This window comes from Chromobacterium haemolyticum (assembly GCF_009936155.1).
In the GTDB taxonomy this organism is placed as follows: domain Bacteria; phylum Pseudomonadota; class Gammaproteobacteria; order Burkholderiales; family Chromobacteriaceae; genus Chromobacterium; species Chromobacterium haemolyticum.
Genome location: NZ_AP019312.1, coordinates 2,560,728 through 2,585,472, shown reverse-complemented (window position 1 = coordinate 2,585,472; position 24,745 = coordinate 2,560,728). Strand labels below are relative to the sequence as shown.

Below are 24,745 nucleotides of genomic sequence, written 5' to 3'. Positions count from 1 at the left end.
GTCGATGGCGTTAGCGCAGCTCGGGGTGGCCGCGCAGCCGCTCCGCCATCAAGTCGATGAAGGTCCGGGTTTTGGCCGAGGCCAGCCTGCCTTCTTGATGCAAGATATGGATGGGCTGGCTGGCGTCGTCGTATTCGGCCAGCACCTGTTGCAATTGACCGGCGGCCAATAGCGGCGCCACTTGGTAAGACAGCAGGCGGGTAAGGCCCAGGCCCGCCACCGCGGCGGCGATGGCCGCCTCGTTGTTGCTGACGGTGAGCCTGGGCTTGAGACGCACGCTCAGCGGTTTGCCGCCGTCGCTGAAACGCCATTCGTGGCTGGAGCCCACGCCGCGAGAGGCGATCAGCGAGTGCCGCTGCAAGTCCGTCGGCGTGTGCGGCGCGCCGCGCTCGGCGAGATAGGCCGGCGCCGCGCAGACCACCCGCCGCACTTGGCCAACGCGCAGGGCGCTCAGGTTGGAGTCCGGCAACTCGCCGATGCGGACGGCCACGTCCGCGCCTTCTTCCAGAAGGTTGACCACGCGGTCCAGCAGCAAGGCGTCCACCGTCACCTCGGGATGGCGCAGCAGGTAGTCGTTGATCCCAGGCATCACGTAGCGCAGGCCGAACAGCGCCGGCGCGGTGATGGTCAGCAAGCCGCGCGGCGGCGCATTCCCGCCGGAGGCGGCTTCGTCGGCCTCGTCCGCCGCGGCGATCACGCGGCGAGCGTCTTCCAGATACCGCTGGCCGGCCTCGGTAACGCGCACATGGCGGGTGCTGCGGTTGAGTAGGCGGGCTTGCAGCCGCGCCTCCAACGCCGCCACCGCGCGCGTAGCCGCCGGCGGCGACATGCCCAGTTTACGCGCCGCGCCGGCGAAGCTTTCCGCTTCCGCCACCGCGATGAATACAGTCATCAAATGCAATCGATCCATATTTTTTGCCGTGATTGTTGCAACGGACGAAACAGCGCATTCTGGCTTCGGGGCCGAGCGGCGGCAAGTGGCCGTTGGGACGGCGCGAGCGGGCCCAACGCGCGCGTACCTTATAGGGCTGGGCGAAGGAGAGCGGCCAAATTATCTATTTTGTTTGATGTGAACAAAAAGAAAGATTGCTTTTTCAATGCCTTGCCCTTGCTCTTTAAGTGTTGTCGTGAACATTAGAAAATTTGCATGTTCGATACAAACAGTGTTATAACTTATTAGGTTTTTCATCAGGCGCACACCGCGCCACTCAAAATCGATGGTTTAGCGCCGTCGAGCCTCGCGTTTAAACGCACCTCATGTCCGGCCCGCGCCGGATGTCTATTTACTGGCAGCTCTCTAGTTGTCGCGATCATTACAGCGGATCGCCGTGGCCTTGCCGGCCATTGCTTTCGCCAAGGAGGACGCAGATGCACAAAAGAGCGTTTAGCAAGCGCAGCATGATCGGGCTGATCCTGGTCGCCGTAGCGGCGGCGGGATTGATTTACGGTGTAAGCCCAGCCGTATGGACCGAGTACCGGGAAGATCTGATCTACCTGGGCCGGCAACATCTTTATCTGGTGGGCGTCTCCATGGCGCTGGCTCTGGCCGTGGGCTTGCCCTGCGGCGTGTTGCTCAGCCGCCAGCGGCTGCGGGGCAGCGCCGAGCACTGGATGCAGATTTTCAATATCGGCAACACGTTGCCGCCCATGGCGGTGTTGGCGCTGGCGATGGCCCTGATCGGCATCGGCGACGCGCCGGCCATCGTGGCGCTGTTCCTGGCGTCATTGCTGCCCATTGTGCGCAACACCTACGCCGGCCTGGCCGGCCTGCAGCCGGCGCTGCTGGAAGCCGCCGACGCGCTGGGCATGACCCCGCGTCAACGGTTGTGGCGGGTGGAGCTGCCCAACGCCTTGCCGGTGATACTGACCGGTGTGCGGGTGGCGCTGGCCTTGAACGTGGGCACCGCGCCGCTGGCCTTCCTGATTGGCGCCAGCAGCTACGGCGAGCTGATCTTCCCCGGCATCTATCTGAACAACCATACCGCGCTGCTGCTGGGCGCCGGCGGCACCGCGCTGATCGCGCTGACGCTGGACATGACGCTGGCCGGCCTGGGCCGTCTGGCCGCCGCCCGCGGCCTGGCCTGATTCGAATACCCCCCTGTCGCCCGTTCCGGCGGGCGCTCGCACGGAGGACATCTATGACACAAGCACTTTTCTTCTCGCCCTGGCGCAAGCTGGCGCGCCGCGCGCTGACGCTGGCGGCCTTGCTGAGCGCAGTGCCGGCCTTTGCCGCCGGCCTGGTGTTGGGCAGCAAGAACTTCACCGAACAGCACCTGCTGTCCGATATCACCGCGCAGTACCTGGGCAGCAAGGGTTACCAGGTCACGCAAAAGGCGGACCTGGCGACGGTGATCCTGCGCAACGCGCTGGAGAACCGCCAACTGGATCTGGTGTGGGACTACACCGGCACCGGCCTGATCATTCATCACGGCATCCAGAAGAAAATGAGCAACGAGGAGGCTTACGCCACGGTCAAGAAGCTGGACGAACCCCTGGGGTTGATCTGGCTGAACCCGGCTCCGCTCAACAATACCTACGCGCTGGCGATGAAACGCGAGCGCGCCGAGGCCGAGGGCGTGCGCACGCTGTCCGATCTGGCGCGGCGGGTCAATGAAAACAACGGCGGCTCCAAGCGCTGGCAGTTGGGTTTCGACATGGAGTTCGCCGGACGTCCTGACGGCCTCAAGCCAATGCAGCAGCTCTACGGCATGGAATTGAGCCGCCCGCAAATCCGCCAGATGGATCCGGGCCTGGTGTACAACGCCATCCGCGACGGCTTCGTCGACGCCGGCCTGGTCTACACCACCGACGGCCGCGTAAAAGGCTTTGATCTGGTGGTGCTGCAGGACGACATGGGTTATTTCCCGGCCTACGCCGCCACGCCGGTGGTGCGCCGCGACACGCTGGAACGCAACCCCGGCCTCGCCGACGAACTGAACAAGCTGGCGGCCTTGCTGGACAACGACACCATGTCCGAGCTCAACGCCAAGGTGGACATCGAACACCGTCCGGTGAAGGAAGTCGCCAGCGAGTTCCTGCGCCAGCGCGGCCTGATCTAAAGGAGGCCGCATGGAAACCCTATTGCAAACCTGCCAGTTCATCTGGCAAAACCTGCCGCAAATCGCGGTTTTGGCCGAGCAGCACCTGAGACTGGTGGGCATCGCCGTTGGGCTGGCGGTGCTGCTGGGCGTGCCTTTGGGCGTGCTGATCGTGCGCTTCCAGGCGCTGGCCGGCCTGGTGCTGGGCCTGGCCACCGTGGTGCTGACCATTCCGGCCATCGCCTTGTTCGGCTTGATGGTGCCGCTGTTTTCCATGATCGGGCAGGGCATCGGCGCGGTGCCGGCCATCACCGCCGCCTTCCTGTATTCCCTGTTGCCCATCGTGCGCAACACCCATACCGCGCTGACGCATCTTGAACCCGGTGTGCGCGAGGCCGGTCGAGGCCTGGGGCTGACCTTCTGGCAGCGCTTGCGCTGGGTGGAACTGCCGCTGGCCACGCCGCTGATCTTTGCCGGCATCCGCACCGCGGTGGTGCTGAACATCGGCGTGATGGCGATAGCCGCCATCGTCGGCGCCGGCGGCTTGGGCACTCTGATATTGCACGGCATCAGCCAGAGCGACATTCGCAAGCTGATTGCCGGCGCGGTGGCGGTGAGCGTGCTCGCCGTCGCGATGGATTGGTTGTTGCTGCGCGCTCAGCGCGCGCTGACCCCGAAAGGAATTCGTTGATGATTGAACTGCAAAACCTCTGCAAGCAATTTACCCAGAAAAACGGCCAGGTCTTCCAGGCGGTGGACAATGTCAATCTGCATGTGCCGGAAGGCGAGATCTGCGTGTTGTTGGGCCCGTCCGGCTGCGGCAAGACCACCACGATGAAAATGATCAACCGCTTGATCGAACCCACGTCTGGCAAGGTCTTGATCAACGGCGAGGACACCGCCGGCATCGACAGCGTGACGCTGCGCCGCCAGATCGGCTATGTGATCCAGCAAATCGGCCTGTTCCCCAATATGACCATTGAGGACAACATCACTGTTGTGCCGCGGATGCTGGGCTGGGACAAGAAGCGCTGCCGCGAGCGCGCGCGCGAACTGATGAGCATGGTGGCCTTGGACCCCAACCGCTTCCTGCAGCGTTATCCGCGCGAGATGTCCGGCGGCCAGCAACAGCGCATCGGCGTGATCCGCGCGTTGGCGGCCGATGCGCCGGTCTTGCTGATGGACGAACCCTTCGGCGCGGTGGACCCGATCAACCGTGAGCAGATTCAGAACGAGTTCCTGCAAATGCAGCGGCAGTTGGGCAAGACCGTGATGCTGGTCAGCCACGATATCGACGAAGCGATCAAGCTGGGAGACCGCATCGCGGTGTTCCGTCAGGGCCGCATGGTGCAGTGTGCCGGCTCCGACGAAATTCTGGCGCGTCCCGCGGACGATTTCGTCGCCAGCTTCGTTGGCCAGGACCGCACGCTCAAGCGCCTGTTGCTGGTACAGGCCGGCGAAGTGGCCGATCAGCAGGAAACGCTGACCGCGCGGCTGGATACGCCGCTGGCGGCGGCTTACGCCCTGATGGACGACAACGACCTGATGCACTTGACCGTGGTGGACGAAGACGGCCAGCCGCTGGGTTTTGTCCGTCGTCGCGACGCGCGCGGCGCGGACGGCGTGTGCGCGGACAAGATCAAGCCGGTGAGCGTGACAGCGGCGGCGGGCGAGAACCTGCGCGTGGTGCTGTCCCGCTTGTATGAGCACAACCTGACCTGGATGCCGGTGCTGGATGACGACGGCCGCTACAACGGCGAGGTGTCGCAAGACTACATCGCCGGCTATTTGAATTCGGGCCGCACCTCGGCGCGCGGTCCGCGTCAGACGGCCCGCTGACGCGGGCGGGCGGAGAATCAGACCGACGGCTCTCCGTCCGTCGGGTCCGCTTCCCGCACGTGGGTCAGTAAATCGCCGGGCTGGCAGCCCAACTGCCGGCACAGCGCGTCCAGCGTATCCAGGCGCAGGCTTTTGACTTTGCCCAGTTTCAGTAGCGACAGATTATGCGGCGTGATGTCGATGGCCCGCGCCAGATCCTTGGATTTGATCTTGCGTTGAGCCAGCATGACGTCCAGCGTGATCACGATAGCCATGCCGGTCTCCCCAGGGCTTGTAATGTCTTTTCCAACAGCGGCTTATCAGCCTTATGGGGGAAAACATACTCCGCTACGCCGCTTCATGGCAATGCGGACGGTTGCGCTTGCGCTGAGTAGTTTTACCCATGGGCAAGCGGGGTGGTCGGTCCTATGTTGGTAGGGCGGTGTTGCATATCCACTGCGCCCGGAATATGGGCGGATGCGGCCAAATCATCGTCATGCGGTAATTAATCATTGTTTTTGTCTGTTTACGTGGAAACCGGTGGATTCACGCGCGGGTCGGCTGCGCGCCGCGCTTGTCTAACCCGATTCCGGCTCTTTATAGTGATGGCCATGCAGATGTTCAGCGCCGCGGCGACAGCGGACAAAGAGGGGCTCTTGGCATTTTTGCGGCATATGGCCGCGCAGGAAGTGGAGGACGCGGACCATGGCGATCCGGACAGTAAGTGAGTTGCGCAAGCGGGCTGCGGCCGGCGAAACCCTGGATTTTCTGTTTTTCTGGGGGCATAGACCTAAACATGAAGGCAGTGTTTGCAAGAGCTGTCTGAGCCAGTGGTTCCCCGCTGGTTTTGAACTTGACGGAGTAGGGTACGCCAGCGCCGAGCATTACATGATGGCGGAAAAGGCGCGTTTGTTCGAAGACGCGGAGATTCGGAGCAGGATACTGGCCGCGGCCACGCCGGCCGAGGCCAAGGCCTTGGGACGTCAGGTGCGGGGCTTCGACAGCGACTTTTGGCAGCAGTGCTGCTGCGAAGTGGTGATGCGGGGCAATCTGGCCAAGTTTGAGCAAAACCCGGCGCTGGGCGATTTTCTGCGCGCCACCGGCGACGCTATTCTGGTGGAGGCCAGCCCGGTGGATTGCGTCTGGGGCATAGGCTGGGCCGAGGACGACCCGCAGGCCCGGCTGCCGGACATGTGGGACGGCAGCAATCTGTTGGGCTTCGCGCTGATGGAAGTGCGCGAGCGCCTGCGCTAGCGTGGGCGGCAAGCAAGAAAAACCCCTGTCGGTTTTGACAGGGGTTTTTCTTTTGGCGCGCGCTTACCGCTGTTCGGCGTGGTAGGCGGTGACGCGTTCCACTTCTTCCTTGGAGCCCAGGAACACGGCCACCCGCTCGTGCAGCTTCTGCGGCTGGATGTCCATGATGCGCTGATGGCCGTTGGTGGCCGCGCCGCCGGCCTGTTCCACCACGAAGGCCATCGGGTTGCCTTCGTACATCAGGCGCAGCTTGCCGGCCTGGTCCGGGGTGCGCGCGTCGCGCGGGTACATGAAGATGCCGCCGCGTGTCAGGATGCGATGTACCTCGGCCACCATGGACGCCACCCAGCGCATGTTGAAATCGCGGCCGCGCGGACCGGTGCTGCCGGCCAGCAGTTCGTCGACATAGCGTTTCACCGGCGCGTCCCAGTGACGCATATTGGACATGTTGATGGCGAATTCGCCGGTGCTTTCCGGCACTTTCATGTCCGGGTGGGTCAGCACGAAAGAGCCTTGTTCGCGGTCCAGCGTGAAGCCGTGGACGCCGCTGCCAAAGGTCAGCACCAATAAAGTTTGCGGGCCGTACACGGTGTAGCCGGCCGCCACTTGCTCGGTGCCGGGCTGAAGGAAGGCGCTCTCGGTGGCGTGGTCGATGCCCTGGGGGCAGCGCAGGATGGAGAAGATGGTGCCCACCGAGATGTTGACGTCGATATTGGATGAGCCGTCCAGCGGATCGAACATCAACAGGTACTCCCCCTTCGGGTATTCGCCGGGGATGTGGTAAGGCAGCTCCATTTCCTCTGAGGCCATCGCCGCCAGGCTGCCGCCCCATTCATTGGCGTCCAGCAGGTAGTCGTTGGCGATCACGTCCAGCTTTTTCTGCGCCTCGCCCTGTATGTTGCCGGTGCCGGCTTCGCCCAGCACGTCGGCCAGCGCGCCCTTGTTCACCGAGTAGCTGATGGCTTTGCAGGCGCGGCCTACGGTTTCGATCAGCAAGCGCAACTCAGGCGGCAGCGTGCCTGCCTTGCGTTGCTGTTCGATCAAAAAGCGGGAGAGGGTGATGCGGCTCATGGCAATCCTTAGCTTTGGGTGGGTGCGCGAAACAAATGCTCGATATGCCGGCTGCGCCGGCTTGACCGCCTTATTATAACGGATAAGCGTCTTGCGGTCGTTATGCCCCTGGCGGCGCGGCGGGCGGCGGAAATGGCCGGCAGGCGGCGCGTGAAACGGCTATGAATAAAAGCGGGTTCACGCGGCACGGGGAAAGATCATGGCTAAGGGTTTATTGGCGCTGCTATTGCTGCTGACGGCTTGGCAGGCGCGGGCGATCACCATTTACACCGAGGACTGGCCTCCCATCACTTTCCAACACAACGGCGTGCCGGACGGCATGGCGGTGGAAGTGGTGCGCGAAATCCAGGCGCGGATGCACGACAACAGCGCCATCGACGTGGTGCCCTGGGCGCGCGGGTATAAGGAGTTGCTGACTACGCCGGGGGTAATGCTGTTCACCGTGGGTCGAAACGACACACGGGAGAAACAGATGACGCTGCTGGGGCCCATCGCCATTTCTCAGACCGTGTTGCTGGCGCGTAAAGGCGAAGCGGCCGGCTTACTGGCTTTGGGCAACGGCATCTATCACCGGCCGGTGGGCGCTTACCGCGGCAGCATTTTCGCCGACGCGGCGATTGCGGCCGGTTTTGTGGAGGTGGACCTGGCGCCCACTCCGCAGATCACCGCGCAGAAGCTGCTGGTGGGCCGCTACGATATGTGGTCGGAAGGCGGATTCGTCGTCGCATCGGTGCTGAAAGATATCCACCAGCCGCCGGACGCAGTGGAAGTGGTGCGAGTGCTGGAAACGCTGGAGTTGTATCTGGCGTTTTCGCGCGGCACCTCGGCGGCGGAGGTGAAGCGCTGGCAGGCCGCGTTCAGCGCCGTCAAGAAAGACGGGAGCTTCAAACGCATTTACAACAAATGGCTGCCGCGCGACGTTGCGCCTATGGATGTCAAGCTGATTGGCCTGCAACCCGGCTCCGGACATTGATTTCACCCATGTTCGCGCGGCTTCGATACGGGTTCAGGCCGTGTCGGGGCGGGCTGCCTCGCTTTCCAGCCAGCGGCAGAATGCGGCGACGGCGGCGTCCTCCGCCGCCGCGCGCGGCGCCACCCAGCAGTAATCGCGCACCGTGGCCACCGGCGCCGGCAACGGCGAGAGCAGAACGCCGGCGTCTATCTGCGCCTGCGCCATCGGCATGGGGCCCAGCACCACGCCCAAGCCATCCATCGCCGCTTGCAAGGCCAGCGAGAAACTATCGAAGTGCAGGGCGCTGGCCGGTTTGAGCTCCGGCACCCCGGCCAAGGTCAGCCAGCGCGGCCACGCGGTGGGGCGGGTGTCGGCGTAGAGTAGGGTGTGGCGGGCCAAATCCGCCGGGCTGGCGATGGGCGCGCCGGCTAGCAGCGCCGGGCTGCACAGCGGCAGCTCCCATTCTTTCAGGAAGGGCTTGGCGATGTGGCCGGGCCAATCGCCGGGGCCGCGACGGATGGCGATGTCGAACGGGCTGTCCAACCGGCTGATGTCGCGGTCCGATGTGGCCAGGTGCAGTTCCAGCTCCGGAAACTGCCCGCGAAAACGGCTCAGCCGCGGCAGCAGCCAGTACATGGCGAAGGTGGGCGTGGAATTGATGCTGACCCGGCGCCGGCTGTCCGCTTGCAGCAGTTGGGAAGTGGCGTTGGCGATCAGGTCCAGGCCGTCTTGCACTTGCACCAGATAGCGCCAGCCGGGGTCGGTCAGCTTGACCCTGCCGCCGCTGCGCTCGAACAGCGGCACGCCCAGCCAATCCTCCAATTGCTTGATCTGCTTGCTCACAGCCCCGTGGGTGACGAAGAGTTCGCCTGCGGCGGCGGAAAAGCTTTCCAGCCGGGCCGCTGCCTCAAAAATGCGCAGGGTGTTGAGAGGGGGGTAAGTGCTCATGCTGTGATTTTAACTCACAATCTATGTTGCGATAACTCGTTTGAAAGCGGACGGCTAACAGCGTAATCTTCAGGCATGAAATCAAGGCCGCGCCAATGGGTGTCGCAGCGCGGCCTTGGTGGCCGCAGCAATCGCCTTACCCCATGTCCCGCAGCGTCGGAGTCCCGGCCTTGCCGGGGACGCTGCCAACAACCCAAGCCATAAAGGTCCAAAGTCATGCTGGAAGCTTACCGTCAACACGTGGCCGAGCGCGCCGCGCTGGGCATCCCGCCGCTGCCGCTGTCCGCCAAGCAAGTGGAAGCGCTGGTGGAACTGCTGAAAAACCCGCCCAAGGGCGAAGAAAGCACCCTGGTCGAACTGATCACCCACCGCGTGCCGCCGGGCGTGGACGACGCCGCCAAGGTCAAGGCTTCCTTCCTGGCCGCCGTGGCCGAGGGCGACGCCCAATCCCCGCTGATCTCCCGCGAACTGGCCACCCAGTTGCTGGGGACCATGCTGGGCGGCTACAACATCAAGCCGCTGATCGACCTGCTGGACGACGCCGCCGTGGCCCAGATCGCCGCGGACGGCCTGAAGAAAACCCTGCTGATGTTCGACGCCTTCCACGACGTGAAGGAAAAAATGGACAAGGGCAACGCCTTCGCCAAGCAGGTGGTGGAGTCCTGGGCCAACGCTGAATGGTTCACCAGCCGCCCGGAGGTGGCTGAGAAAATCACCGTCACCGTGTTCAAGGTCACCGGCGAAACCAATACCGACGACCTGTCCCCGGCGCCGGATGCCTGGAGCCGCCCGGACATCCCGCTGCATTATCTCGCCATGCTGAAGAACGCTCGTCCCGGCATCACTCCGGAAGAAGACGGCAAGCGCGGCCCGATGCAGTTCATCGAGGACCTGAAGAAAAAAGGCCACCTGGTTGCCTACGTGGGCGACGTGGTCGGCACCGGCTCCAGCCGCAAATCCGCCACCAACAGCGTGATCTGGGGCACGGGCGAAGACATCCCCTACGTGCCGAACAAACGCTTCGGCGGTGTGTGCCTGGGCGGCAAGATCGCTCCCATCTTCTTCAACACTCAGGAAGACTCCGGCGCGCTGCCGATCGAAGTGGACGTGTCCAAGATGGAGATGGGCGACGTCATCGACATCTACCCGTATGAAGGCAAGATCGAGAAGGCCGGCCAGAAGATCGCGGACTTCACGCTCAAGTCCGAAGTGATTCTGGACGAAGTGCGCGCCGGCGGCCGCATCAACCTGATCATCGGCCGCGGCCTGACGGGCAAGGCGCGCGAAGCGCTGGGCCTGCCGGCGTCCACCGAGTTCCGTCTGCCCAAATCCCCGGTTGATTCCGGCAAGGGTTTCAGCCTGGCTCAGAAAATGGTTGGCCGCGCCTGTGGCCTGCCGGAAGGCCAGGGCGTGCGCCCGGGCACTTACTGCGAACCGAAGATGACGACCGTCGGCTCGCAGGACACCACCGGCCCGATGACCCGCGACGAACTGAAAGATCTGGCCTGCCTGGGGTTCTCCGCCGATCTGGTGATGCAGTCCTTCTGCCACACCGCCGCTTATCCCAAGCCGGTGGATGTGAAGATGCACAAAGAACTGCCGGCCTTCATCTCCACCCGCGGCGGCGTGTCGCTGCGTCCGGGCGACGGCGTGATCCACAGCTGGCTGAACCGCCTGCTGCTGCCGGACACCGTGGGCACCGGCGGCGACAGCCACACCCGTTTCCCGATCGGCATCTCCTTCCCGGCCGGCTCCGGCCTGGTGGCCTTCGCCGCCGCCACCGGCGTGATGCCGCTGGACATGCCTGAATCGGTGCTGGTGCGCTTCAAGGGCAAGATGCAGCCGGGCGTGACCCTGCGCGATCTGGTCAACGCCATCCCGCTGTACGCGATCAAGCAAGGCCTGCTGACCGTGGCCAAAGCCGGCAAGAAAAACGCCTTCTCCGGCCGCATTCTGGAAATTGAAGGCCTGCCGGATTTGAAGGTGGAGCAAGCTTTCGAGCTGTCCGACGCTTCCGCCGAGCGCTCCGCCGCCGGTTGCACGGTGCACTTGGACAAAGCGCCCATCATCGAATACATGACCTCCAACATCACCCTGATGAAGACCATGATCGCCAACGGCTATCAGGACGCGCGCACGCTGGAGCGCCGCATCAAGGCGATGGAGGCCTGGATCGCCAATCCGCAGCTGCTGAAGGGCGACGCCGACGCGGAATACGCGGCGGTGATCGAGATCGATCTGGCCGACATCCACGAGCCCATCGTGGCTTGCCCGAACGATCCGGACGACGTGAAAACCCTGTCCGACGTGGCCGGCGCCAAGATCGACGAAGTGTTCATCGGTTCTTGCATGACCAATATCGGCCACTTCCGTGCCGCCTCCAAGCTGCTGGAAGGCAAGCGCGACATCCCGGTGAAACTGTGGGTGGCGCCGCCCACCAAGATGGACGCTGAACAGCTGACCGCGGAAGGCCATTACGGCACCTTCGGCACCGCCGGTGCGCGTATGGAAATGCCGGGCTGCTCGCTGTGCATGGGCAACCAGGCGCAGGTGAAGGAGGGCGCTACCGTAATGTCCACCTCCACTCGCAACTTCCCCAACCGTCTGGGCAAGAACTCCAATGTGTACCTGGGTTCCGCCGAACTGGCCGCGATCTGCTCCCGTCTGGGCCGCATCCCGACCAAGGAGGAATACATGGCCGACATCGGCGTGCTCAATCAGAAGGCCGGCGAAGTGTACCGCTATATGAACTTCAACGAGATCGCCGACTATCAGGAACTGGCGGATACCGTGAAGGTGTAAGCAAATCAATGATTTGATTGTCGGATCCCTGGCGAGGTGTCCGGGGTGTATCATTGGATACCCCCAGACATACCCCCAAAAGAATACCCCGCGCTAGCGGGGTATTTTTATTGGATGCAAGCCTGATTCAGCGCAGCGGCATTCGATAGAACACCACTCTCTCCGTCTCCTCGAAACCCAAGCGGGCGTGCATGCGCTGCGAATCGACATTGCTTAGCGGCGCGTCGGACGCCAGTTCCATGCAGTCGTGTTCCAAGCCCCAGGCCTGCACCGCCGCCACCAATTGCCGGGCGATGCCGTTTCGCCGGCAGGCGGGCAACACGAAAATGCCTTCCAGGAAGGCGACCGGGCTGTTGGCGCAACCATTGACATAGTCGTGCCGGATCGCGGCGTCGGCGAAGCCCACGGCCTGGCCGGCGGCGTCTCGCGCCAGGAAGGCGGCAAGGTGGCCCGACGCGAGAATGGCCTCGCCGTCTTGGTAGTGGCTGGTGGGGGCATGGTGCGGCCAGAGTTGTTGGCGCAGCGCCGCCCAGTCTGGCAGGGCGGCGCGGTCCAGTTTTTGAATCGGCATCGGTATTCCCGTGCCGGCGCGGAGGCGCCGGGAAAAACAAAGGGCCGGCATGGCCGGCCCGCTGTGTGGTCGAAGGCGGCGTGTCAATCGGCTTCGCCGCACAGCTCGCAAGGTTGATCTGTTTCGCCATGGATGGCCAGGATGCCGACATCGCTGGCGCAGTGCTCGCAGAGGGTGAGCAAGGCTTGGGTGTTTTCCAAGGACTCTTGGCTCATGCTGCTCACAACTCGATACTGTTGCATGTCTCAGCCTTTCATTGCTTGGATGGAGCCCGTACCCTAAACCGTTATGGCGCGCGTCGCCATACTCAGATAGGACAGGTCGAGCGCGGCGGCGCGTCATAAGAACCTGTTTACGATCTGCTGCGCGTCGGCGATACGGCGTTGAAACCGTCTTCAAAATGCTCATGTACCACTCGTACATTCCGCTTTCTCAGCCGTTTTCGCCTTGTCTCGCTTTAGCTCGCGAGATCGTAAACACGTTCTAACAGCGTCACGAAGCGCCGCCGAGGTTTATCAGGCGGTGGTCAGCACCACCACCGAGGAAATCACCACCGCCATGCCCACCCAGCCCAGCGGCTTGAGCCGCTGGCCAAAAAAGACGCGGGCGCCGATGGCGGTGCCGATGATGCCCAGCGCGCCCCACAGCGCGTAAGCAACGGCAAGGTCGATGCCCCGCACCGCCTGGCCAAGAAGGGTGAAAGCCACCCAAACCATGGCGATGGCGCCGAAGCCCCAGGCCTTGTTGCGGAAGCCGTTGGACTTTTCCAGCATCAGGTTGGCAGCCACTTCGATCAGGGCCGAGGACACCACGAATAAATAGAATACGGTTTTCATGCGTTTTGCTCCTGGGCTTGTTCATCGGCTTCGCCGGACACCACGCAGGCAATGCCCACCACAGACAGACCCAGTCCGATGATTTCCTGAGTCAGCAAGGTTTCGCCAAACAGATAGACCCCGATCAGCGCCAGGCCGGCCAGGCCCAGGGCTTCCCAGGCGGCGTAAGCCACGCCCACGGAGATGGTGCGGATGGCGAGAGACAGGAAGTAATAGGACAGCGCCAATGCCGCCGCCATCACGCCGTAGCCCCAGTAGCTTTCGGTGCGTGCGGCGTAAGCCATGAAGGACGTGCCTAGAATCTCGGTGCCGATGGCTACCAGCAGAAAAGCCCAGCCCAGCCAGGGGTGGGGAGAAGATTGAGTTTGCATGCTACGCTCCTGTGATTGGAAATCCGGAAGCCACATGCGCTAGAGGCGCAACAACGCTCCGCGAAAAGCGCGGATGACGCCGTCAGCAAAGACAGTCGGTCGCTTAGACCGCCCCGTAAAACCGTTTGGGGCAGAAGGGTTGTTTATCGCATTGAAGCGCAAGATAAGCGCCAAAAATGGCGTGGCGCTTATGGTGGCTGTTTGAAATTTTGAACAAATATAACACATCGCTAATGGATGTTCAATTTAATTGATAGCAAAAACTTTCAAATGCTATTTGCAAGCAGCCAGCCGGACGTTGTAGCGGCGCGCCAGACGGGGCAGCGTGCCGTCGTGGCACAGCGCGTTCAAGGCTTGGTTGAAATCCGCCACCATGCCCGGTTTGACTGACTTTAACGGGAAACCGTAGAGGTAGGTCAGCGGTTGGATGGTGGCCAGCGGGCGGAGGCCGCTCAGCGCTTCGCGGCGGATAATATAGCGAGTAACGTCTTCATTGGCAAAAGCCACCGCGTCCGAGCCGTAACGCATGGCGGCCAATTTCTTTAACACTGTTTCCTGGTTGTTTTCCACTGAAATGTTCATATTGGGCAGGCCGGCAATCAGCTTGTCCAAGGCGTTCTGCGTCACCGACGGGCCGTATACCGCAATGCGGTGGTTTTGCAGATCCTGCGCTTGCTGGTAGCGGAAGGTGGAGCTGGCGGTGGCGAACAGGCCGTAGCTGCTGTTGTACACCGGCGCGCTCAAGGCCAGCGATATCCTGCGCTCCGGCGTGTCCTGGACTGGAAAGATGCCGTCCACCTTGCCTTCCTCTGCCAGCAACAAAGCGCGGCGCCACACCATGGCCTGAACTTCGCAACTCCAGTTCAGCCGCTGGCATACCGCCACCAGCGTGTCCACCATCAGTCCCTGCGGCTGGGGTTTTTCGGTTACTTCGATGAAGGGCGGGAAATCCTGGGTGACGAAGTGCAGGGTGGCCGCGTCGACATGGAGCGGCAACGACAAGGCCAGCGCGGCGCTGCTCAGCAATTTCAGCATGTGCGGGCTTCTCCCCAATGAACGGCGTTGGACCGGCGGCCAGGTTCGGATGCGTTGTTACATTATGGTTGAGTTTTCATGCCGGTTTAACGCTTTATCGGCCGGCCAGGCGCTTCCTTGACGCTGATAGCGGGGAGCCGCCTGGCCGGCGCGACTTGGAACGCGTTTACGATCTTGTGCGGCGGATCGTGAGCAAGTTCTTAATAGCCCATCGTGGCGCCGTCCGGGTTGCGCGGGTCGGAATACCCATACAAGCCGCCGTCGCGCAGTTGTATGGTCTGGGTCCGGCCCATGCTGGGCTTGAGCGAGATCTTGTAGCCTTGCTCGCGCAACAGCCGCAGCGTGTCCGGACTCAGGCCTTTTTCCACCCGCAGCTCATCCGGCAGCCACTGGTGGTGAACCCGCGGCGTGGACGCGGCTTCGGCCGGGTTCATGCCGAAATCGATGGCGTTGACGATGGTTTGCAAGGTGGTGGTGATGATGCGCGCGCCGCCAGGGCTGCCGGTCACCAGCCAGGGTTTGCCGTTTTTCAGCACCAGCGTCGGCGACATCGACGACAAGGGCCGCTTGCCGGCCGCCACCGCATTGGCGTCGCCGCCGATCAGGCCGAAGGCGTTGGGCACGCCGGGCTTGACGGAAAAGTCGTCCATCTCGTTATTGAGCAAAATGCCGGTGCCGCCGGCAACGATGCCGCTGCCGAAGTTCAGGTTCAGCGTGTAAGTCACCGCCACCGCGTTGCCTTGCTTGTCCACTATGGAGTAGTGGGTGGTCTGGTCGCTTTCATAGGGCTGCGGCTTGCCGGGCTTGATCTCGGCGGCGGGCCGGGCCTTGACCGGGTCTATCGTCGTCGCCAATTGGTCGGCGTAACGCTTGGAGGTCAGCCCGGCCTGCGGCACTTTGACGAAGGCCGGGTCGCCCAGGTATTCCGAGCGGTCGGCGTAGGCTAGTTTCATCGCCTCGGCCAGATAGTGGATGGTTTGCGCGCTGTTGGGGCCGTAATCGGCCAGCGGATAGCGTTCCAGCAGGTTCAGGATCTGGACTATGTGGATGCCGCCAGAGCTGGGGGGCGGCATGGACACCACTTGGTAGCCGCGGTAGCTGCCGTTGACCGGCGCGCGCTCCTCCACCTTGTAGCCGGCGAGGTCAGCCTTGTTGATCAGGCCGCCGTGGCGCGCCATCTCCGCCACGATCTTGTCGGCGATGCTGCCCTGATAAAAGGCTTTCGGCCCTTGTTGCGCGATCAGGCGCAGAGATTGTCCCAAATCGCGCTGCACCAGTTTTTCGCCGGCGCGCAGCGGGCGGCCGTCGCGGAAAAACACCGCGCGGCTGCTGTCCCATCGGCCCAGATTGTCTTTTTCCACCTCCAGCATTTCCGCCAGCGTCTGCGACACCGCGAAGCCTTGCTCCGCCAGCTTCACCGCCGGCGCGATCACCTTGGCCAGCGGCAGGGTGCCCCAGCGCTGCTGGGCGTGGGCCAGGCCGGCCACGGTGCCGGGCACGCCCACCGCCAGGTGGGTGTACAGAGAGCGGCCGTCAACCACCTTGCCCTGAGCGTCCAGATACATGTCGCGGCTGGCCTTGGCCGGCGCGATCTCGCGGAAATCCAGCGCGATATTGCGGCCGCTCTTGGCGTCGTGCAGCACCATGAAGCCGCCGCCGCCCAGGTTGCCGGCGTTGGGCAGCGTCACCGCCAGCGCAAAGCCCACGGCCACCGCGGCGTCTACCGCATTGCCGCCCTGGCGCAGAATGTCCAGCCCCACTTGGGTGGCCAGGCCTTGCTCGGTGGCCACCATGCCGTTGCGAGCGTAGACCGGGTGGAAAACATCGTAGTCGTAATCGTATTTGACCTGCGGCGCCGCCGGCGGGCTCAGCGCCAGGGCCGGGGCGTTGAAGCCCAGGCTCAGGCTTAAGGCCAGCGCGCTTAGCAGCAGTCTTGGGCGGGTACGGAATGGCGTCATGGTGATTCTCCTTTGTTGTTTGCGTTTTATGAATGTTGTGATTGCGAGAACATTCTACGGTGCCGGCGCAAGTCGCAAAAGCCTGATTTTCCATGCCAAATGATTTGAAAATTCCAAGGAACCACGCCTATAAAGAATCGAGTTTCATAAGTGACGAACCTAGGGGGCTACCATGAGCATATCCCAACGCTTGCTGCTGACCTTGGCGGTTGCCTTGCTCGGCTTGTTCATTGTCGGCGGCTTCGGGCTGCTCCAACTGCACCGCGCCAACGAACGCTTCGATTATCTGCAAACCAACTCTTTTCCCAGCATCCAAACGCTGGATCAGGCGCTGCAAGCGCAAACCGATATGCGGGTGCTGACCTATCGCCACGGCATCACTGAAGACGCCAAGGTCAAGGCCGACATAGAAGCCAACATTGCGCAGCTGGACAAGCAGATGGACACGGCGCTGGATCATTACCAGAAAAACCTAGTGTCCGACGACGAGGACCGGCGGCTGATAGAAAAGGACCGTGCGGATATCCATGTCTACCGCCAGCAGCGCGACGCCGTGTTCAAGATTTCGCGCGAGCAGTCGCCGGAAACCACCCGCAAGGAACTGGTGAACGGGCCGCTGCTGCCCGTGGCCAAGGCCGTGGTCAAGGACATCAAGGACCACATCGACTACAACTACAAGCTGGCCAAGCAACTGTCCGCGGACAACGCCGTGGCCTACGAGCAGGCCTTCGTCTCCTCGCTGGTCGCCATCGTGGCCGCCTTGATCCTCAGCGGCGCGCTGGGCATCGCCTTGTTCCGCAGCATCCGCAGCAGCCTCAACCAGATAGGCGAAACCCTGGATCAGGTCAGCGCCAGCAAGGACTTCCGCCTACGCGCACAGGTCTTGCGCAAGGATGAGATCGGCCGCACCGCCGCGGCGTTCAACCGCTTGCTGGAAGACCTGCAACACAGCTTCCGGGGCATACGCGACAACATTTCCGAGATAGACAAAGCCACCTCCGGCCTAGCGGCCAACACCAATCAGATTGCGCGCAGCTCGGAGGTGCAGAGCGAATCCGCCGGAGCCATGGCGGCGGCGGTGGAACAGATGACGGTGAGCATCAACCATGTGGCCAGCAACGCGGTGGAGGCGCGCACCCAGGCGCAGCAGGCGGGCAGCATGGCCAACGAGGGCGGGCAGGTGATTTCCGCCACCGTGCTCGGCATTTCCGAGGTGGCGGGCGCAATCAGCGACGCCTCGCATCGCATTGGGCAATTGAAGGAGGATAGCGCCACCATCGCCTCGGTCATGGGAGTAATCAAGGACATTGCCGATCAGACCAACCTCTTGGCCCTGAACGCGGCGATCGAGGCGGCGCGCGCAGGTGAAACCGGCCGAGGCTTCGCGGTGGTGGCGGACGAAGTCCGCAAACTGGCCGAACGCACCGCCAGCTCCACCACGGAAATCGCCACCATCATCAACAAGATGCAAAGCAGCACGTTGGAAGCGGTGCAAAGCATGGAAAAAGTGGTGGAACAAGTGCATCAGGAAACCGACAACGCCCGCGAAGCCAGCAATGTGATTGAAAAGATTCAGGACAGCAGCGGCCAGGCGATGGAGCTGGTCAAGGACATTTCCGGCAGCATCAACGAGCAAAGCAGCGCCAGCAATACCATTGCTCAGAAGGTGGAGCAGATCGCGCAGATGGCGGAAGAGAACGCGTCCGCCTCCAGCGCCTCGGCGGACGCGGCGGAGCAATTGCAACAGCAGGCCAAAAACATCCTGGACACCGTGACCCAATATCAAGTCTAAAGCCGCGCCGTTGCTGATTTTGCATATTAAGTGGATATTCTTATTTAGTACTTTATTCTGTTTTCTCGCTATGCCTATAACAAAGCTACATGCGGCATCGGGTGAAGAAACGGAGAATAAGGATGAATATCTCACAGCGGCTTATGTTGACCATGATGGTGGCCATGCTGGCCTTGATCGGCGTCGGCAGTTACGGCCTGTGGCAATTGCACAGCGCTAATGAGCGGTTTGATTATCTGAAGGTCAATACCTTCCCCAGTATCAAGGCATTGGATCAGGGCTTGCAGGCCTTAACCAAGATACGCGTCGCCGCGTATCGCCACGGCATCGCCGTCGACGCCAAACGCAAGGCGGAGGCCGAGGCGCAGATCGCCGAAAGCGATAAAGCGCTGGATCAGGTGTTGGCCGTTTATGAAAAAGACCTGCTGTCCAATGACGCGGACCGCAAGCTGTTGCAGCAGGACCGGGCGGATCTGCAAACCTACCGTAATAACCGGGAGAGCTTTTTGAAAGCTTCACGCGAGCATCCGGGCGCGGAGGCGCAAGCGATGCTGGTGGCGGGGCCGCTCCCGGACTCCGCCAAGGTGCTGGCCAAGGATCTCAACGACCATATCGACTTCAACTACGCATTGGCTGATAGTCTTTCAAAAGACAATGCCGCCGCTTACAGCATGGCCTTCGGCAGCTCAGTCGCGGTGATCGCGGCCTGTTTGTTACTGAGCGGAGGCCTGGGCTGGCTCCTGTTCAGCCATATCCGTCTGAGCCTGCATCAGATTCGCTCCACCATGTTCAATGTGAACCAGCAAAAAGACTTCACCTTGCGGGCGCCGGTGGGGCGCATGGACGAGGTGGGAGAAACCGCGTCCGCCTTCAACCAATTGCTGGAGAATCTGCAACGCAGCTTTCGTGACATTCGCGACAGCATCGGCGCCATTGACGGCGCGATGTCCGGCCTGGCCAACAACACCCATGAGATTGCTCGCAGTTCGGAGATGCAAAGCGAATCCGCCGCCGCGATGGCGGCGGCAGTGGAGCAGATGACGGTGAGTATCAACCATGTTGCCTCTAGTGCCCAAGAGGCACGGGGTCAGTCGCAGCAGGCCGGCGAGATGGCGACTGAAGGCGGCCAAGTGATCTCCGCCACCGTGCGCGGCATCACCGAGGTGGCCGGCGCGATCACCGACGCCGCGCAGCGCATTGGACAATTGAAAGAAGACAGCGCCACTATCGCCTCGGTCATGGGGGTGATCAAGGACATCGCGGATCAAACCAATCTACTGGCCTTGAACGCGGCAATCGAAGCGGCGCGCGCCGGCGAGATGGGACGCGGCTTCGCCGTGGTGGCGGACGAAGTGCGCAAGCTGGCGGAACGCACCGCCAGTTCCACCACTGAAATTGCCGCCATCATCAACAAGATGCAGGGCAGCACGATGGAAGCGGTACAAAGCATGGAAAAAGTGGTGGAGCAGGTGCATCAGGAAACCGCCAACACCCGCGCCGCCAACGACGCCATAGACCAGATACGGAACAGCAGCGGCAAGGCGATGGAATTGGTGCGCGACATTTCCAACAGCATCGCGGAGCAGAGCGTGGCCAGCAACACCATTGCCCAGCGCGTGGAGCAGATCGCCCAGATGGCGGAGGAAAACTCTTCGGCATCCAGCGGCTCTGCGGACGCCGCCGGGCAGTTGAGCCAGCAAGCGCGGGTGATTTTGCAGACGGTGTCGGCTTATCAGGTCTAAAGATGCAGAAGTTCCGATTTGATCGGACACTCAGGCCTTGCTCGCGAGATCGTAAAGACATTCCAAGGGCGGCGCGGCGGAAACGCCGGCACCGCCCTTGGACGAAGCCGCAGGCCTATTCAAGGCCTTGGCAGTGTTGCGCTTAAGGCTTATTCAGCTTGCTGCTTTTCGGCCTTGTCCCGCTTGGCGCGTTTTTGTTCCTTCTTCTTGGCCGGCTTGTCGGTCATCGGGTGCTTCAGCACCTTGGCGGCCAGCTTTCTAGCCGATTTAGTGGCCTTCTTCTGCCCGCGTACCTTGTCCGCCAACGCCGCCAGTTTTTTTGCGGCGCGTTTGATTTTGGCCATTCAGACTCTCCTTTACGGATTGATGAATCGAACCCCCATGGTACGGCCTGGCGGAGAATAAACACCGGACCTTTCAGGTCGTTGACAGTGGGGGGATGAACGCGAATGCAGTTAGAGCCTGTGCAATCTCCGCTGCGCTTCAGCGGTACGTTCCTAGGAGCGTGGAAAATCTGGGGAGGGGCAGGTGGAAATGACAAGCATTTCGGCTGAGCGAGTCACCCGCCTGTGGTTTTTATCCGGCACCAAGAGGGAGGGTGAATGGATCAAACAGGTGACTCGCGCAGCCGCCTTGCTTGTGCTTTCCAGCAAGGATTGCAGGCTTTTTACCATAGATTGCCCACGCCAGCTATTGTCACATTCCCCATTGTGGCGCGGCTGAGCGGCCCGGACAAGGAAAGTCCGGGCGCTAAGCGCTTGTTTACGTTCCGCTGCGCGTCGGCGGGGTTGTTGAGACAAGGGCGTTGAAAACGGCTTCGAAATTCTCATTTACCGCCTATTCATCCGGATGTCTCCGCCGTTTTCGCCTGCGCTCGCTAGAGCGTAAACACGTTCGAGGGCCGTTGGGCTTGCGCCTCCGCGTCGCTCTCGTGCATGTGGATGCTGACGGCGATCAGCACTTCCAGATGGTCGAAGAAGCCGGCCCATGTGCCGCGTTGCGGGCTGAAATCGAACAAGTTCATATCATGGGCGATGCGGGAGAGCAGGCCGTGGCCGGCGTGGTCCGGGTGTTGGCGGAAGAGCTGAACCAGCGCTTGGCCATGGCGTTCGCCCAGCGCGTAGGCCTCCGAAAAGTCCCGGCACAGAGGCACACGCCAGTAATGCGGATGGCTGCGGTCCGGCGAGGGGCCGACAAAGGGCAGTTTGGCTTCGCGGGCCTCCAGCAGGCGGTAGAAGGCGCGCAGTTCTTCTTTGGATTTACTCATGGCGGGCCTCCTGGTTGAAACAGGCAAGCGCCGATGCGGGGGAAGACGGGGAAACGGAGCGGGATACGCGGCTAATGAATGTCGACATTGCTACCTCCTCAAGCGGATGCCGGCCTGGCCGCGGGGCGCGGCTAGGCGGGCGCATGACAAGGTTGGACTACCGGACGCTATCCCAAAACCGGCGCACCGCGAGGTGCCCTCGCCACGGCCCGCCCGAATGGGCAAAGCAATAGCGAGACAGAGCGCGGGGAGGCCGCGGTCTGCCGGGATACCGTATATCGGGAGTCCAAGCCCGAACGCCGCAATTGCAGCGGCGCGGGGCTATTGTTGGCGAGGCGGGTGTTGGCTGTCAATGCAGGGACGGCAAGGATGAAAAAAAACCGCCCCGCGGACCAGGCCGGCGGGGCGGAGGATGAAGCCGTTGAATCGCTGGCTTAGAGCTTGAAGGCCAGCGTGGTCTGCTGCAACCTCTCCGCCACCACCGCCAGTTCGCGGGTGGCTTGAGAGAACACATCTACTGCAATGCCGTTTTCCTTGGACATCTGGGCGATGGCTTCCACGCGGGTGGCCAGTTCGGTGCTGGCCTGACGCTGTTCCTGCATCGCCATGGCGATGTCGCTGATGGCGCCTACCACGCCTTCCGCGCTTTCTTCCACCGAGCTGATGGTGGTGGATACGTGTTCCGAGGATTCCACTACTTGGCTGACGATGTGGCGGCTGCTGCGCATGCTGTCCACCGCCTCCTTGGCCCCGGCCTGGATCTTGGCGATCATCTGGGTGATTTCGGTGGCGGAGCCGGTGGTGCGCTCGGCCAGCTTGCGCACTTCGTCGGCCACCACGGCGAAACCGCGGCCCTGTTCGCCAGCGCGCGCGGCCTCAATGGCGGCGTTGAGCGCCAGCAGGTTGGTCTGATCGGCCACTTCCTTGATGACGGTGGCGATGCTGCTGATCATCTGCGCCTGCTCGGACAAGGATTCCAGGTTGTTGGCGGAGGCGGCCACGCTGTCGTTGACCTTGCGCACCTGATGGGTGGAGTCCTGAACTTCTTTGTTGCCTATCTTGGCCTGGCTGCCGGCTGCGCTGGCTTGGGAGTCCGCCAGCGAGGCATTGTTGGAGCATTGGTCGATGCTGACGGTCAGTTCTTCGATCGACGCGGCGGCGCTGGAGGTGGCGTTGACCTGCTGGCCGATGCTGGCGCTGACTTGTTCGGTGGAGGCGGCCAGTTCCTCGGCGGTGGCGGCCACGCTGGAGGCGGAGTTGATGATGTCGCCCACGGTGACGCGCAGTTTTTTCTGGGTGTCGGACAGCGATTGCATCATCTGGGCCACTTCGTCCTTGCCCTGTACTTCGATCTCGCCGGTCAGGTCGCCGCTGCCCAGCTGGAACAGCGCCGCCATGCCTTTTTTCAGGCTGCCGACGATGCCGTTTTGAATCATCACGCCCAAGGCCAGCAGCACGATCACGGCGGCGGCTAGTACGACCATGACGGTGTTGCGCGCGCGTTCATATTTGGCCGCGGCGTCTTTCAAGGCCTGGTCGGCCACTTTGATGTTGATGTCGACGATCTGGCTCATGATGTCGTCGACCACTTGGAATTTGGGCCGGCACTCCTTGGACATCAGTTCCAGCGCTTTCTTGTTATTGACCCCGTCGCCAGTGTCGCTGTAGCTGAGGTCGCGCACTTTTTTGCAGGCTTCCTCCATGGCCGGCCAGGCGGCGTCAAAGCGCTTGAGCGCTTCTACTTCCGGCGGGGTGAGTACGGTTTTGCGATAGAGGTCCATCAGCCGGTTCATTTCCGCCAAGAATTTGGCTCGGTTGGCGGTGACTTGATCCATTTGCTTTTTGTCGGATTCGGCGATGAAGCGGTAATCGGCGCGGCTGATGTAGATGGCGTTCTGGTTGGCCACCGCCACCCAGTAGACGGACATCAATAAATTGTCGTGCATATCGACAGTGAGGTCGTTCATATCCGACGTGCTTCTGACGCCCACTCCCCCAATAATCACGCTGGCCAGCACGCCAAGCACGATCAGCCCAAAGATCTTGACCTTGATGCTGAACTGCGCAAGAAAGTTTCCCATCGCTCGCTCCCTAAACTTCCGCCGATAACCACACATTGTTTTCTAGCTACTGTTATAAGTGTGTAGTGCAGCTGTATTCATCTTGCAATGCTGGATGTTGGATATTTTGCAGTCATGCAATACGTATTAGGAGAATGATTTTCAGTTACAGGCATCCGCGGGCGTGAAGATTGAAATTACGCCGTCAGCGCTTATCTTTGAAACTGAGGCGGCGGACAATGGCGCGGGGAACGGGGCTTGCGGCCGGTGGTCTGAGTTAGCTTGTTCACGATCTGCTGCGCTGCGGCGATACGGCGTTAAAAACAAGCTCAAAATGCTCATGTACCACGTGTACATTCCGCTTTTTCGCTCGTTTTCGCCTTGTCTCGCTCTGGCTCGCGAGATCGTGAACAGGCTCTTAAGAAGCGGCGGGCCGAGCGTCCGCCCGATAAAGAAGCATATCGTATGAAAGCCATTACCGTAGCCACTTACAACATCCACAAGGGCATGTCGCCGCTGAACCGCCATGTGCGGCTGGGCGATATGGCTTCCGCGCTGGAGTCCATAGACGCCGATGTGCTGTTCTTGCAGGAGGTGCAAGGCAAGAACATTGAGCGCGCCTTGCAGCACGCCAGCTGGCCCAAGCTGCCGCAGCATCATTTCCTGGCGCGCCGGCTGGATCACAAGGCGGCTTACGGCCTGAACGCGGCGTATGAGCACGGCCATCACGGCAATGCCTTGCTGACGCGTTTCCCCATCAATACCTGGTGCAACCGCGATATTTCGGTCAACCGCTTCGAAAGCCGCGGCCTGCTGCATTGCCAACTGACGCCTGCGGGTTGGAAGCGGCCGGTGGTGACGCTGTGCGGCCATTTCAATTTGCTGGCGCGAGACCGGCGCAAGCAGTTCCTGGACCTGGCGCGTTATGTGCGCGAGAACGTGCCGGAGGATGCGCCGCTGATTTTGGCCGGTGATTTCAACGATTGGCGTGAGGAAGCCTCCGACCACCTGATGGACAGCTTGGGCTTGGTGGAGGTGTTCGATCAGTTGTTTGGCCGCCATGCGCGCAGCTTTCCGGCGCGGATGCCGATGCTGCCCTTGGACCGGATTTATGTGCGCGGGCTGAAGCCCTTGGGGGCGGAGGTGCTGAAGGGCGCGCCGTGGTCGCGCTTGTCCGATCATTTGCCGCTGTCCGCCAGCCTGGTACCGGTTTGATCATCGGCTCACGAT

At 61.9% G+C, this 24,745-nt stretch carries 23 protein-coding genes; 10 read left to right on the top strand and 13 right to left on the bottom strand.

The window, feature by feature from the left end:
- Window positions 1-10: 10 nt before the first annotated feature.
- Entirely contained in the window at window positions 11-892 is an 882-nt protein-coding gene (locus GYH29_RS11765; RefSeq protein ID WP_232060583.1) for a LysR family transcriptional regulator, read from the bottom strand.
- A 476-nt stretch (window positions 893-1,368) separates the two neighbouring features.
- On the opposite strand from GYH29_RS11765, the gene GYH29_RS11760 reads away from it, so the two are divergent.
- From GYH29_RS11760 to GYH29_RS11745, 4 genes are read left to right on the top strand one after another with little or no spacing between them, the layout of a single operon-like run.
- Window positions 1,369-2,085, top strand: coding sequence for an ABC transporter permease (locus GYH29_RS11760; RefSeq protein WP_161523801.1), 717 nt, complete (start codon window positions 1,369-1,371; stop codon window positions 2,083-2,085).
- 53 nt (window positions 2,086-2,138) lie between these two features.
- Entirely contained in the window at window positions 2,139-3,059 is a 921-nt protein-coding gene (locus GYH29_RS11755; RefSeq protein ID WP_019101918.1) for a glycine betaine ABC transporter substrate-binding protein, read from the top strand.
- A 10-nt stretch (window positions 3,060-3,069) separates the two neighbouring features.
- A complete protein-coding gene (locus tag GYH29_RS11750; RefSeq protein WP_019101919.1) occupies window positions 3,070-3,729 on the top strand; it encodes an ABC transporter permease in 660 nt (219 codons plus the stop codon).
- Entirely contained in the window at window positions 3,729-4,877 is a 1,149-nt protein-coding gene (locus tag GYH29_RS11745; protein WP_019101920.1) for an osmoprotectant ABC transporter ATP-binding protein OsmV, read from the top strand. Before GYH29_RS11750 ends, GYH29_RS11745 begins: the two co-directional genes overlap by 1 nt.
- A gap of 17 nt (window positions 4,878-4,894) precedes the next feature.
- On the opposite strand, the gene GYH29_RS11740 is transcribed toward GYH29_RS11745, so the two are convergent.
- Window positions 4,895-5,131: a helix-turn-helix domain-containing protein gene (locus GYH29_RS11740; protein ID WP_019101921.1), complete on the bottom strand. Its 237-nt coding sequence runs from the start codon at window positions 5,129-5,131 to the stop codon at window positions 4,895-4,897.
- A 430-nt stretch (window positions 5,132-5,561) separates the two neighbouring features.
- On the opposite strand from GYH29_RS11740, the gene GYH29_RS11735 reads away from it, so the two are divergent.
- Window positions 5,562-6,110, top strand: coding sequence for an NADAR family protein (locus GYH29_RS11735; RefSeq protein WP_039755177.1), 549 nt, complete (start codon window positions 5,562-5,564; stop codon window positions 6,108-6,110).
- A gap of 63 nt (window positions 6,111-6,173) precedes the next feature.
- On the opposite strand, the gene GYH29_RS11730 is transcribed toward GYH29_RS11735, so the two are convergent.
- Window positions 6,174-7,181 (bottom strand): class 1 fructose-bisphosphatase, encoded by a 1,008-nt coding sequence (locus GYH29_RS11730; protein WP_019101924.1) that lies wholly within the window; start codon window positions 7,179-7,181, stop codon window positions 6,174-6,176.
- Between the two features lie 199 nt (window positions 7,182-7,380).
- Between GYH29_RS11730 and GYH29_RS11725 the strand changes: the two genes are divergently transcribed.
- A complete protein-coding gene (locus GYH29_RS11725; protein WP_052051980.1) occupies window positions 7,381-8,154 on the top strand; it encodes a substrate-binding periplasmic protein in 774 nt (257 codons plus the stop codon).
- Window positions 8,155-8,187: 33 nt separating this feature from the next.
- On the opposite strand, the gene gcvA is transcribed toward GYH29_RS11725, so the two are convergent.
- Entirely contained in the window at window positions 8,188-9,081 is an 894-nt protein-coding gene (gene gcvA / locus GYH29_RS11720) for a transcriptional regulator GcvA (RefSeq protein ID WP_019101926.1), read from the bottom strand.
- 216 nt (window positions 9,082-9,297) lie between these two features.
- Between gcvA and acnB the strand changes: the two genes are divergently transcribed.
- Complete coding sequence (gene acnB, locus GYH29_RS11715; RefSeq protein WP_161523800.1) at window positions 9,298-11,883, top strand: bifunctional aconitate hydratase 2/2-methylisocitrate dehydratase; 2,586 nt, start codon at window positions 9,298-9,300, stop codon at window positions 11,881-11,883.
- Between the two features lie 127 nt (window positions 11,884-12,010).
- Here acnB and aac(6') read toward each other — a convergent pair whose 3' ends face one another.
- From aac(6') to ggt, 6 genes are all read right to left on the bottom strand, one after another.
- Window positions 12,011-12,454: an aminoglycoside 6'-N-acetyltransferase gene (aac(6'), locus tag GYH29_RS11710; RefSeq protein WP_081574553.1), complete on the bottom strand. Its 444-nt coding sequence runs from the start codon at window positions 12,452-12,454 to the stop codon at window positions 12,011-12,013.
- A gap of 83 nt (window positions 12,455-12,537) precedes the next feature.
- Complete coding sequence (locus GYH29_RS25040) at window positions 12,538-12,669, bottom strand: hypothetical protein (protein ID WP_254894676.1); 132 nt, start codon at window positions 12,667-12,669, stop codon at window positions 12,538-12,540.
- Window positions 12,670-12,969: 300 nt separating this feature from the next.
- Window positions 12,970-13,290: an SMR family transporter gene (locus GYH29_RS11705; RefSeq protein WP_019099898.1), complete on the bottom strand. Its 321-nt coding sequence runs from the start codon at window positions 13,288-13,290 to the stop codon at window positions 12,970-12,972.
- A complete protein-coding gene (locus tag GYH29_RS11700) occupies window positions 13,287-13,661 on the bottom strand; it encodes a DMT family transporter (RefSeq protein WP_019099899.1) in 375 nt (124 codons plus the stop codon). Before GYH29_RS11700 ends, GYH29_RS11705 begins: the two co-directional genes overlap by 4 nt.
- Window positions 13,662-13,934: 273 nt before the next feature.
- Window positions 13,935-14,696, bottom strand: a complete 762-nt coding sequence (locus GYH29_RS11695) for a substrate-binding periplasmic protein (protein WP_019099900.1) — start codon at window positions 14,694-14,696, stop codon at window positions 13,935-13,937.
- A 200-nt stretch (window positions 14,697-14,896) separates the two neighbouring features.
- A complete protein-coding gene (gene ggt, locus GYH29_RS11690) occupies window positions 14,897-16,654 on the bottom strand; it encodes a gamma-glutamyltransferase (RefSeq protein ID WP_019099901.1) in 1,758 nt (585 codons plus the stop codon).
- Window positions 16,655-16,826: 172 nt separating this feature from the next.
- On the opposite strand from ggt, the gene GYH29_RS11685 reads away from it, so the two are divergent.
- Window positions 16,827-18,446: a methyl-accepting chemotaxis protein gene (locus tag GYH29_RS11685; protein WP_161523799.1), complete on the top strand. Its 1,620-nt coding sequence runs from the start codon at window positions 16,827-16,829 to the stop codon at window positions 18,444-18,446.
- Between the two features lie 122 nt (window positions 18,447-18,568).
- Window positions 18,569-20,188, top strand: coding sequence for a methyl-accepting chemotaxis protein (locus tag GYH29_RS11680; protein WP_161523798.1), 1,620 nt, complete (start codon window positions 18,569-18,571; stop codon window positions 20,186-20,188).
- A gap of 149 nt (window positions 20,189-20,337) precedes the next feature.
- Here GYH29_RS11680 and GYH29_RS11675 read toward each other — a convergent pair whose 3' ends face one another.
- From GYH29_RS11675 to GYH29_RS11665, 3 genes are all read right to left on the bottom strand, one after another.
- The gene (locus tag GYH29_RS11675) at window positions 20,338-20,532 is read right to left on the bottom strand and encodes a hypothetical protein (protein ID WP_019102482.1); all 195 of its coding nucleotides are present in this window, start codon (window positions 20,530-20,532) and stop codon (window positions 20,338-20,340) included.
- 533 nt (window positions 20,533-21,065) lie between these two features.
- Window positions 21,066-21,455, bottom strand: a complete 390-nt coding sequence (locus tag GYH29_RS11670) for a hypothetical protein (RefSeq protein ID WP_118267728.1) — start codon at window positions 21,453-21,455, stop codon at window positions 21,066-21,068.
- A gap of 434 nt (window positions 21,456-21,889) precedes the next feature.
- Window positions 21,890-23,536, bottom strand: coding sequence for a methyl-accepting chemotaxis protein (locus GYH29_RS11665; RefSeq protein ID WP_052051982.1), 1,647 nt, complete (start codon window positions 23,534-23,536; stop codon window positions 21,890-21,892).
- 444 nt (window positions 23,537-23,980) lie between these two features.
- Here GYH29_RS11665 and GYH29_RS11660 point away from each other — a divergent pair, with 444 nt between their 5' ends.
- On the top strand, window positions 23,981-24,730 hold the full coding sequence (locus GYH29_RS11660; protein WP_043590664.1) for an endonuclease/exonuclease/phosphatase family protein: 750 nt from the start codon (window positions 23,981-23,983) through the stop codon (window positions 24,728-24,730).
- The last annotated feature ends 15 nt before the right edge of the window (window positions 24,731-24,745 follow it).

What these genes read in the sequence shown, in the direction of transcription:
- GYH29_RS11670 (WP_118267728.1), bottom strand. Translation starts at nt 21,455, where the DNA reads ATGAGTAAATCCAAAGAAGAACTGCGCGCCTTCTACCGCCTGCTGGAG.
- GYH29_RS11700 (WP_019099899.1), bottom strand. Translation starts at nt 13,661, where the DNA reads ATGCAAACTCAATCTTCTCCCCACCCCTGGCTGGGCTGGGCTTTTCTG.
- GYH29_RS11725 (WP_052051980.1), top strand. Translation starts at nt 7,381, where the DNA reads ATGGCTAAGGGTTTATTGGCGCTGCTATTGCTGCTGACGGCTTGGCAG.
- GYH29_RS11665 (WP_052051982.1), bottom strand. Translation starts at nt 23,536, where the DNA reads ATGGGAAACTTTCTTGCGCAGTTCAGCATCAAGGTCAAGATCTTTGGG.
- GYH29_RS11680 (WP_161523798.1), top strand. Translation starts at nt 18,569, where the DNA reads ATGAATATCTCACAGCGGCTTATGTTGACCATGATGGTGGCCATGCTG.
- GYH29_RS11660 (WP_043590664.1), top strand. Translation starts at nt 23,981, where the DNA reads ATGAAAGCCATTACCGTAGCCACTTACAACATCCACAAGGGCATGTCG.
- GYH29_RS11745 (WP_019101920.1), top strand. Translation starts at nt 3,729, where the DNA reads ATGATTGAACTGCAAAACCTCTGCAAGCAATTTACCCAGAAAAACGGC.
- GYH29_RS11755 (WP_019101918.1), top strand. Translation starts at nt 2,139, where the DNA reads ATGACACAAGCACTTTTCTTCTCGCCCTGGCGCAAGCTGGCGCGCCGC.
- GYH29_RS11740 (WP_019101921.1), bottom strand. Translation starts at nt 5,131, where the DNA reads ATGGCTATCGTGATCACGCTGGACGTCATGCTGGCTCAACGCAAGATC.
- GYH29_RS11685 (WP_161523799.1), top strand. Translation starts at nt 16,827, where the DNA reads ATGAGCATATCCCAACGCTTGCTGCTGACCTTGGCGGTTGCCTTGCTC.
- GYH29_RS11750 (WP_019101919.1), top strand. Translation starts at nt 3,070, where the DNA reads ATGGAAACCCTATTGCAAACCTGCCAGTTCATCTGGCAAAACCTGCCG.
- gcvA (WP_019101926.1), bottom strand. Translation starts at nt 9,081, where the DNA reads ATGAGCACTTACCCCCCTCTCAACACCCTGCGCATTTTTGAGGCAGCG.
- GYH29_RS11705 (WP_019099898.1), bottom strand. Translation starts at nt 13,290, where the DNA reads ATGAAAACCGTATTCTATTTATTCGTGGTGTCCTCGGCCCTGATCGAA.
- acnB (WP_161523800.1), top strand. Translation starts at nt 9,298, where the DNA reads ATGCTGGAAGCTTACCGTCAACACGTGGCCGAGCGCGCCGCGCTGGGC.
- GYH29_RS11765 (WP_232060583.1), bottom strand. Translation starts at nt 892, where the DNA reads ATGACTGTATTCATCGCGGTGGCGGAAGCGGAAAGCTTCGCCGGCGCG.
- GYH29_RS11735 (WP_039755177.1), top strand. Translation starts at nt 5,562, where the DNA reads ATGGCGATCCGGACAGTAAGTGAGTTGCGCAAGCGGGCTGCGGCCGGC.
- ggt (WP_019099901.1), bottom strand. Translation starts at nt 16,654, where the DNA reads ATGACGCCATTCCGTACCCGCCCAAGACTGCTGCTAAGCGCGCTGGCC.
- GYH29_RS25040 (WP_254894676.1), bottom strand. Translation starts at nt 12,669, where the DNA reads ATGAGCCAAGAGTCCTTGGAAAACACCCAAGCCTTGCTCACCCTCTGC.
- GYH29_RS11695 (WP_019099900.1), bottom strand. Translation starts at nt 14,696, where the DNA reads ATGCTGAAATTGCTGAGCAGCGCCGCGCTGGCCTTGTCGTTGCCGCTC.
- GYH29_RS11760 (WP_161523801.1), top strand. Translation starts at nt 1,369, where the DNA reads ATGCACAAAAGAGCGTTTAGCAAGCGCAGCATGATCGGGCTGATCCTG.
- GYH29_RS11675 (WP_019102482.1), bottom strand. Translation starts at nt 20,532, where the DNA reads ATGGCCAAAATCAAACGCGCCGCAAAAAAACTGGCGGCGTTGGCGGAC.
- GYH29_RS11730 (WP_019101924.1), bottom strand. Translation starts at nt 7,181, where the DNA reads ATGAGCCGCATCACCCTCTCCCGCTTTTTGATCGAACAGCAACGCAAG.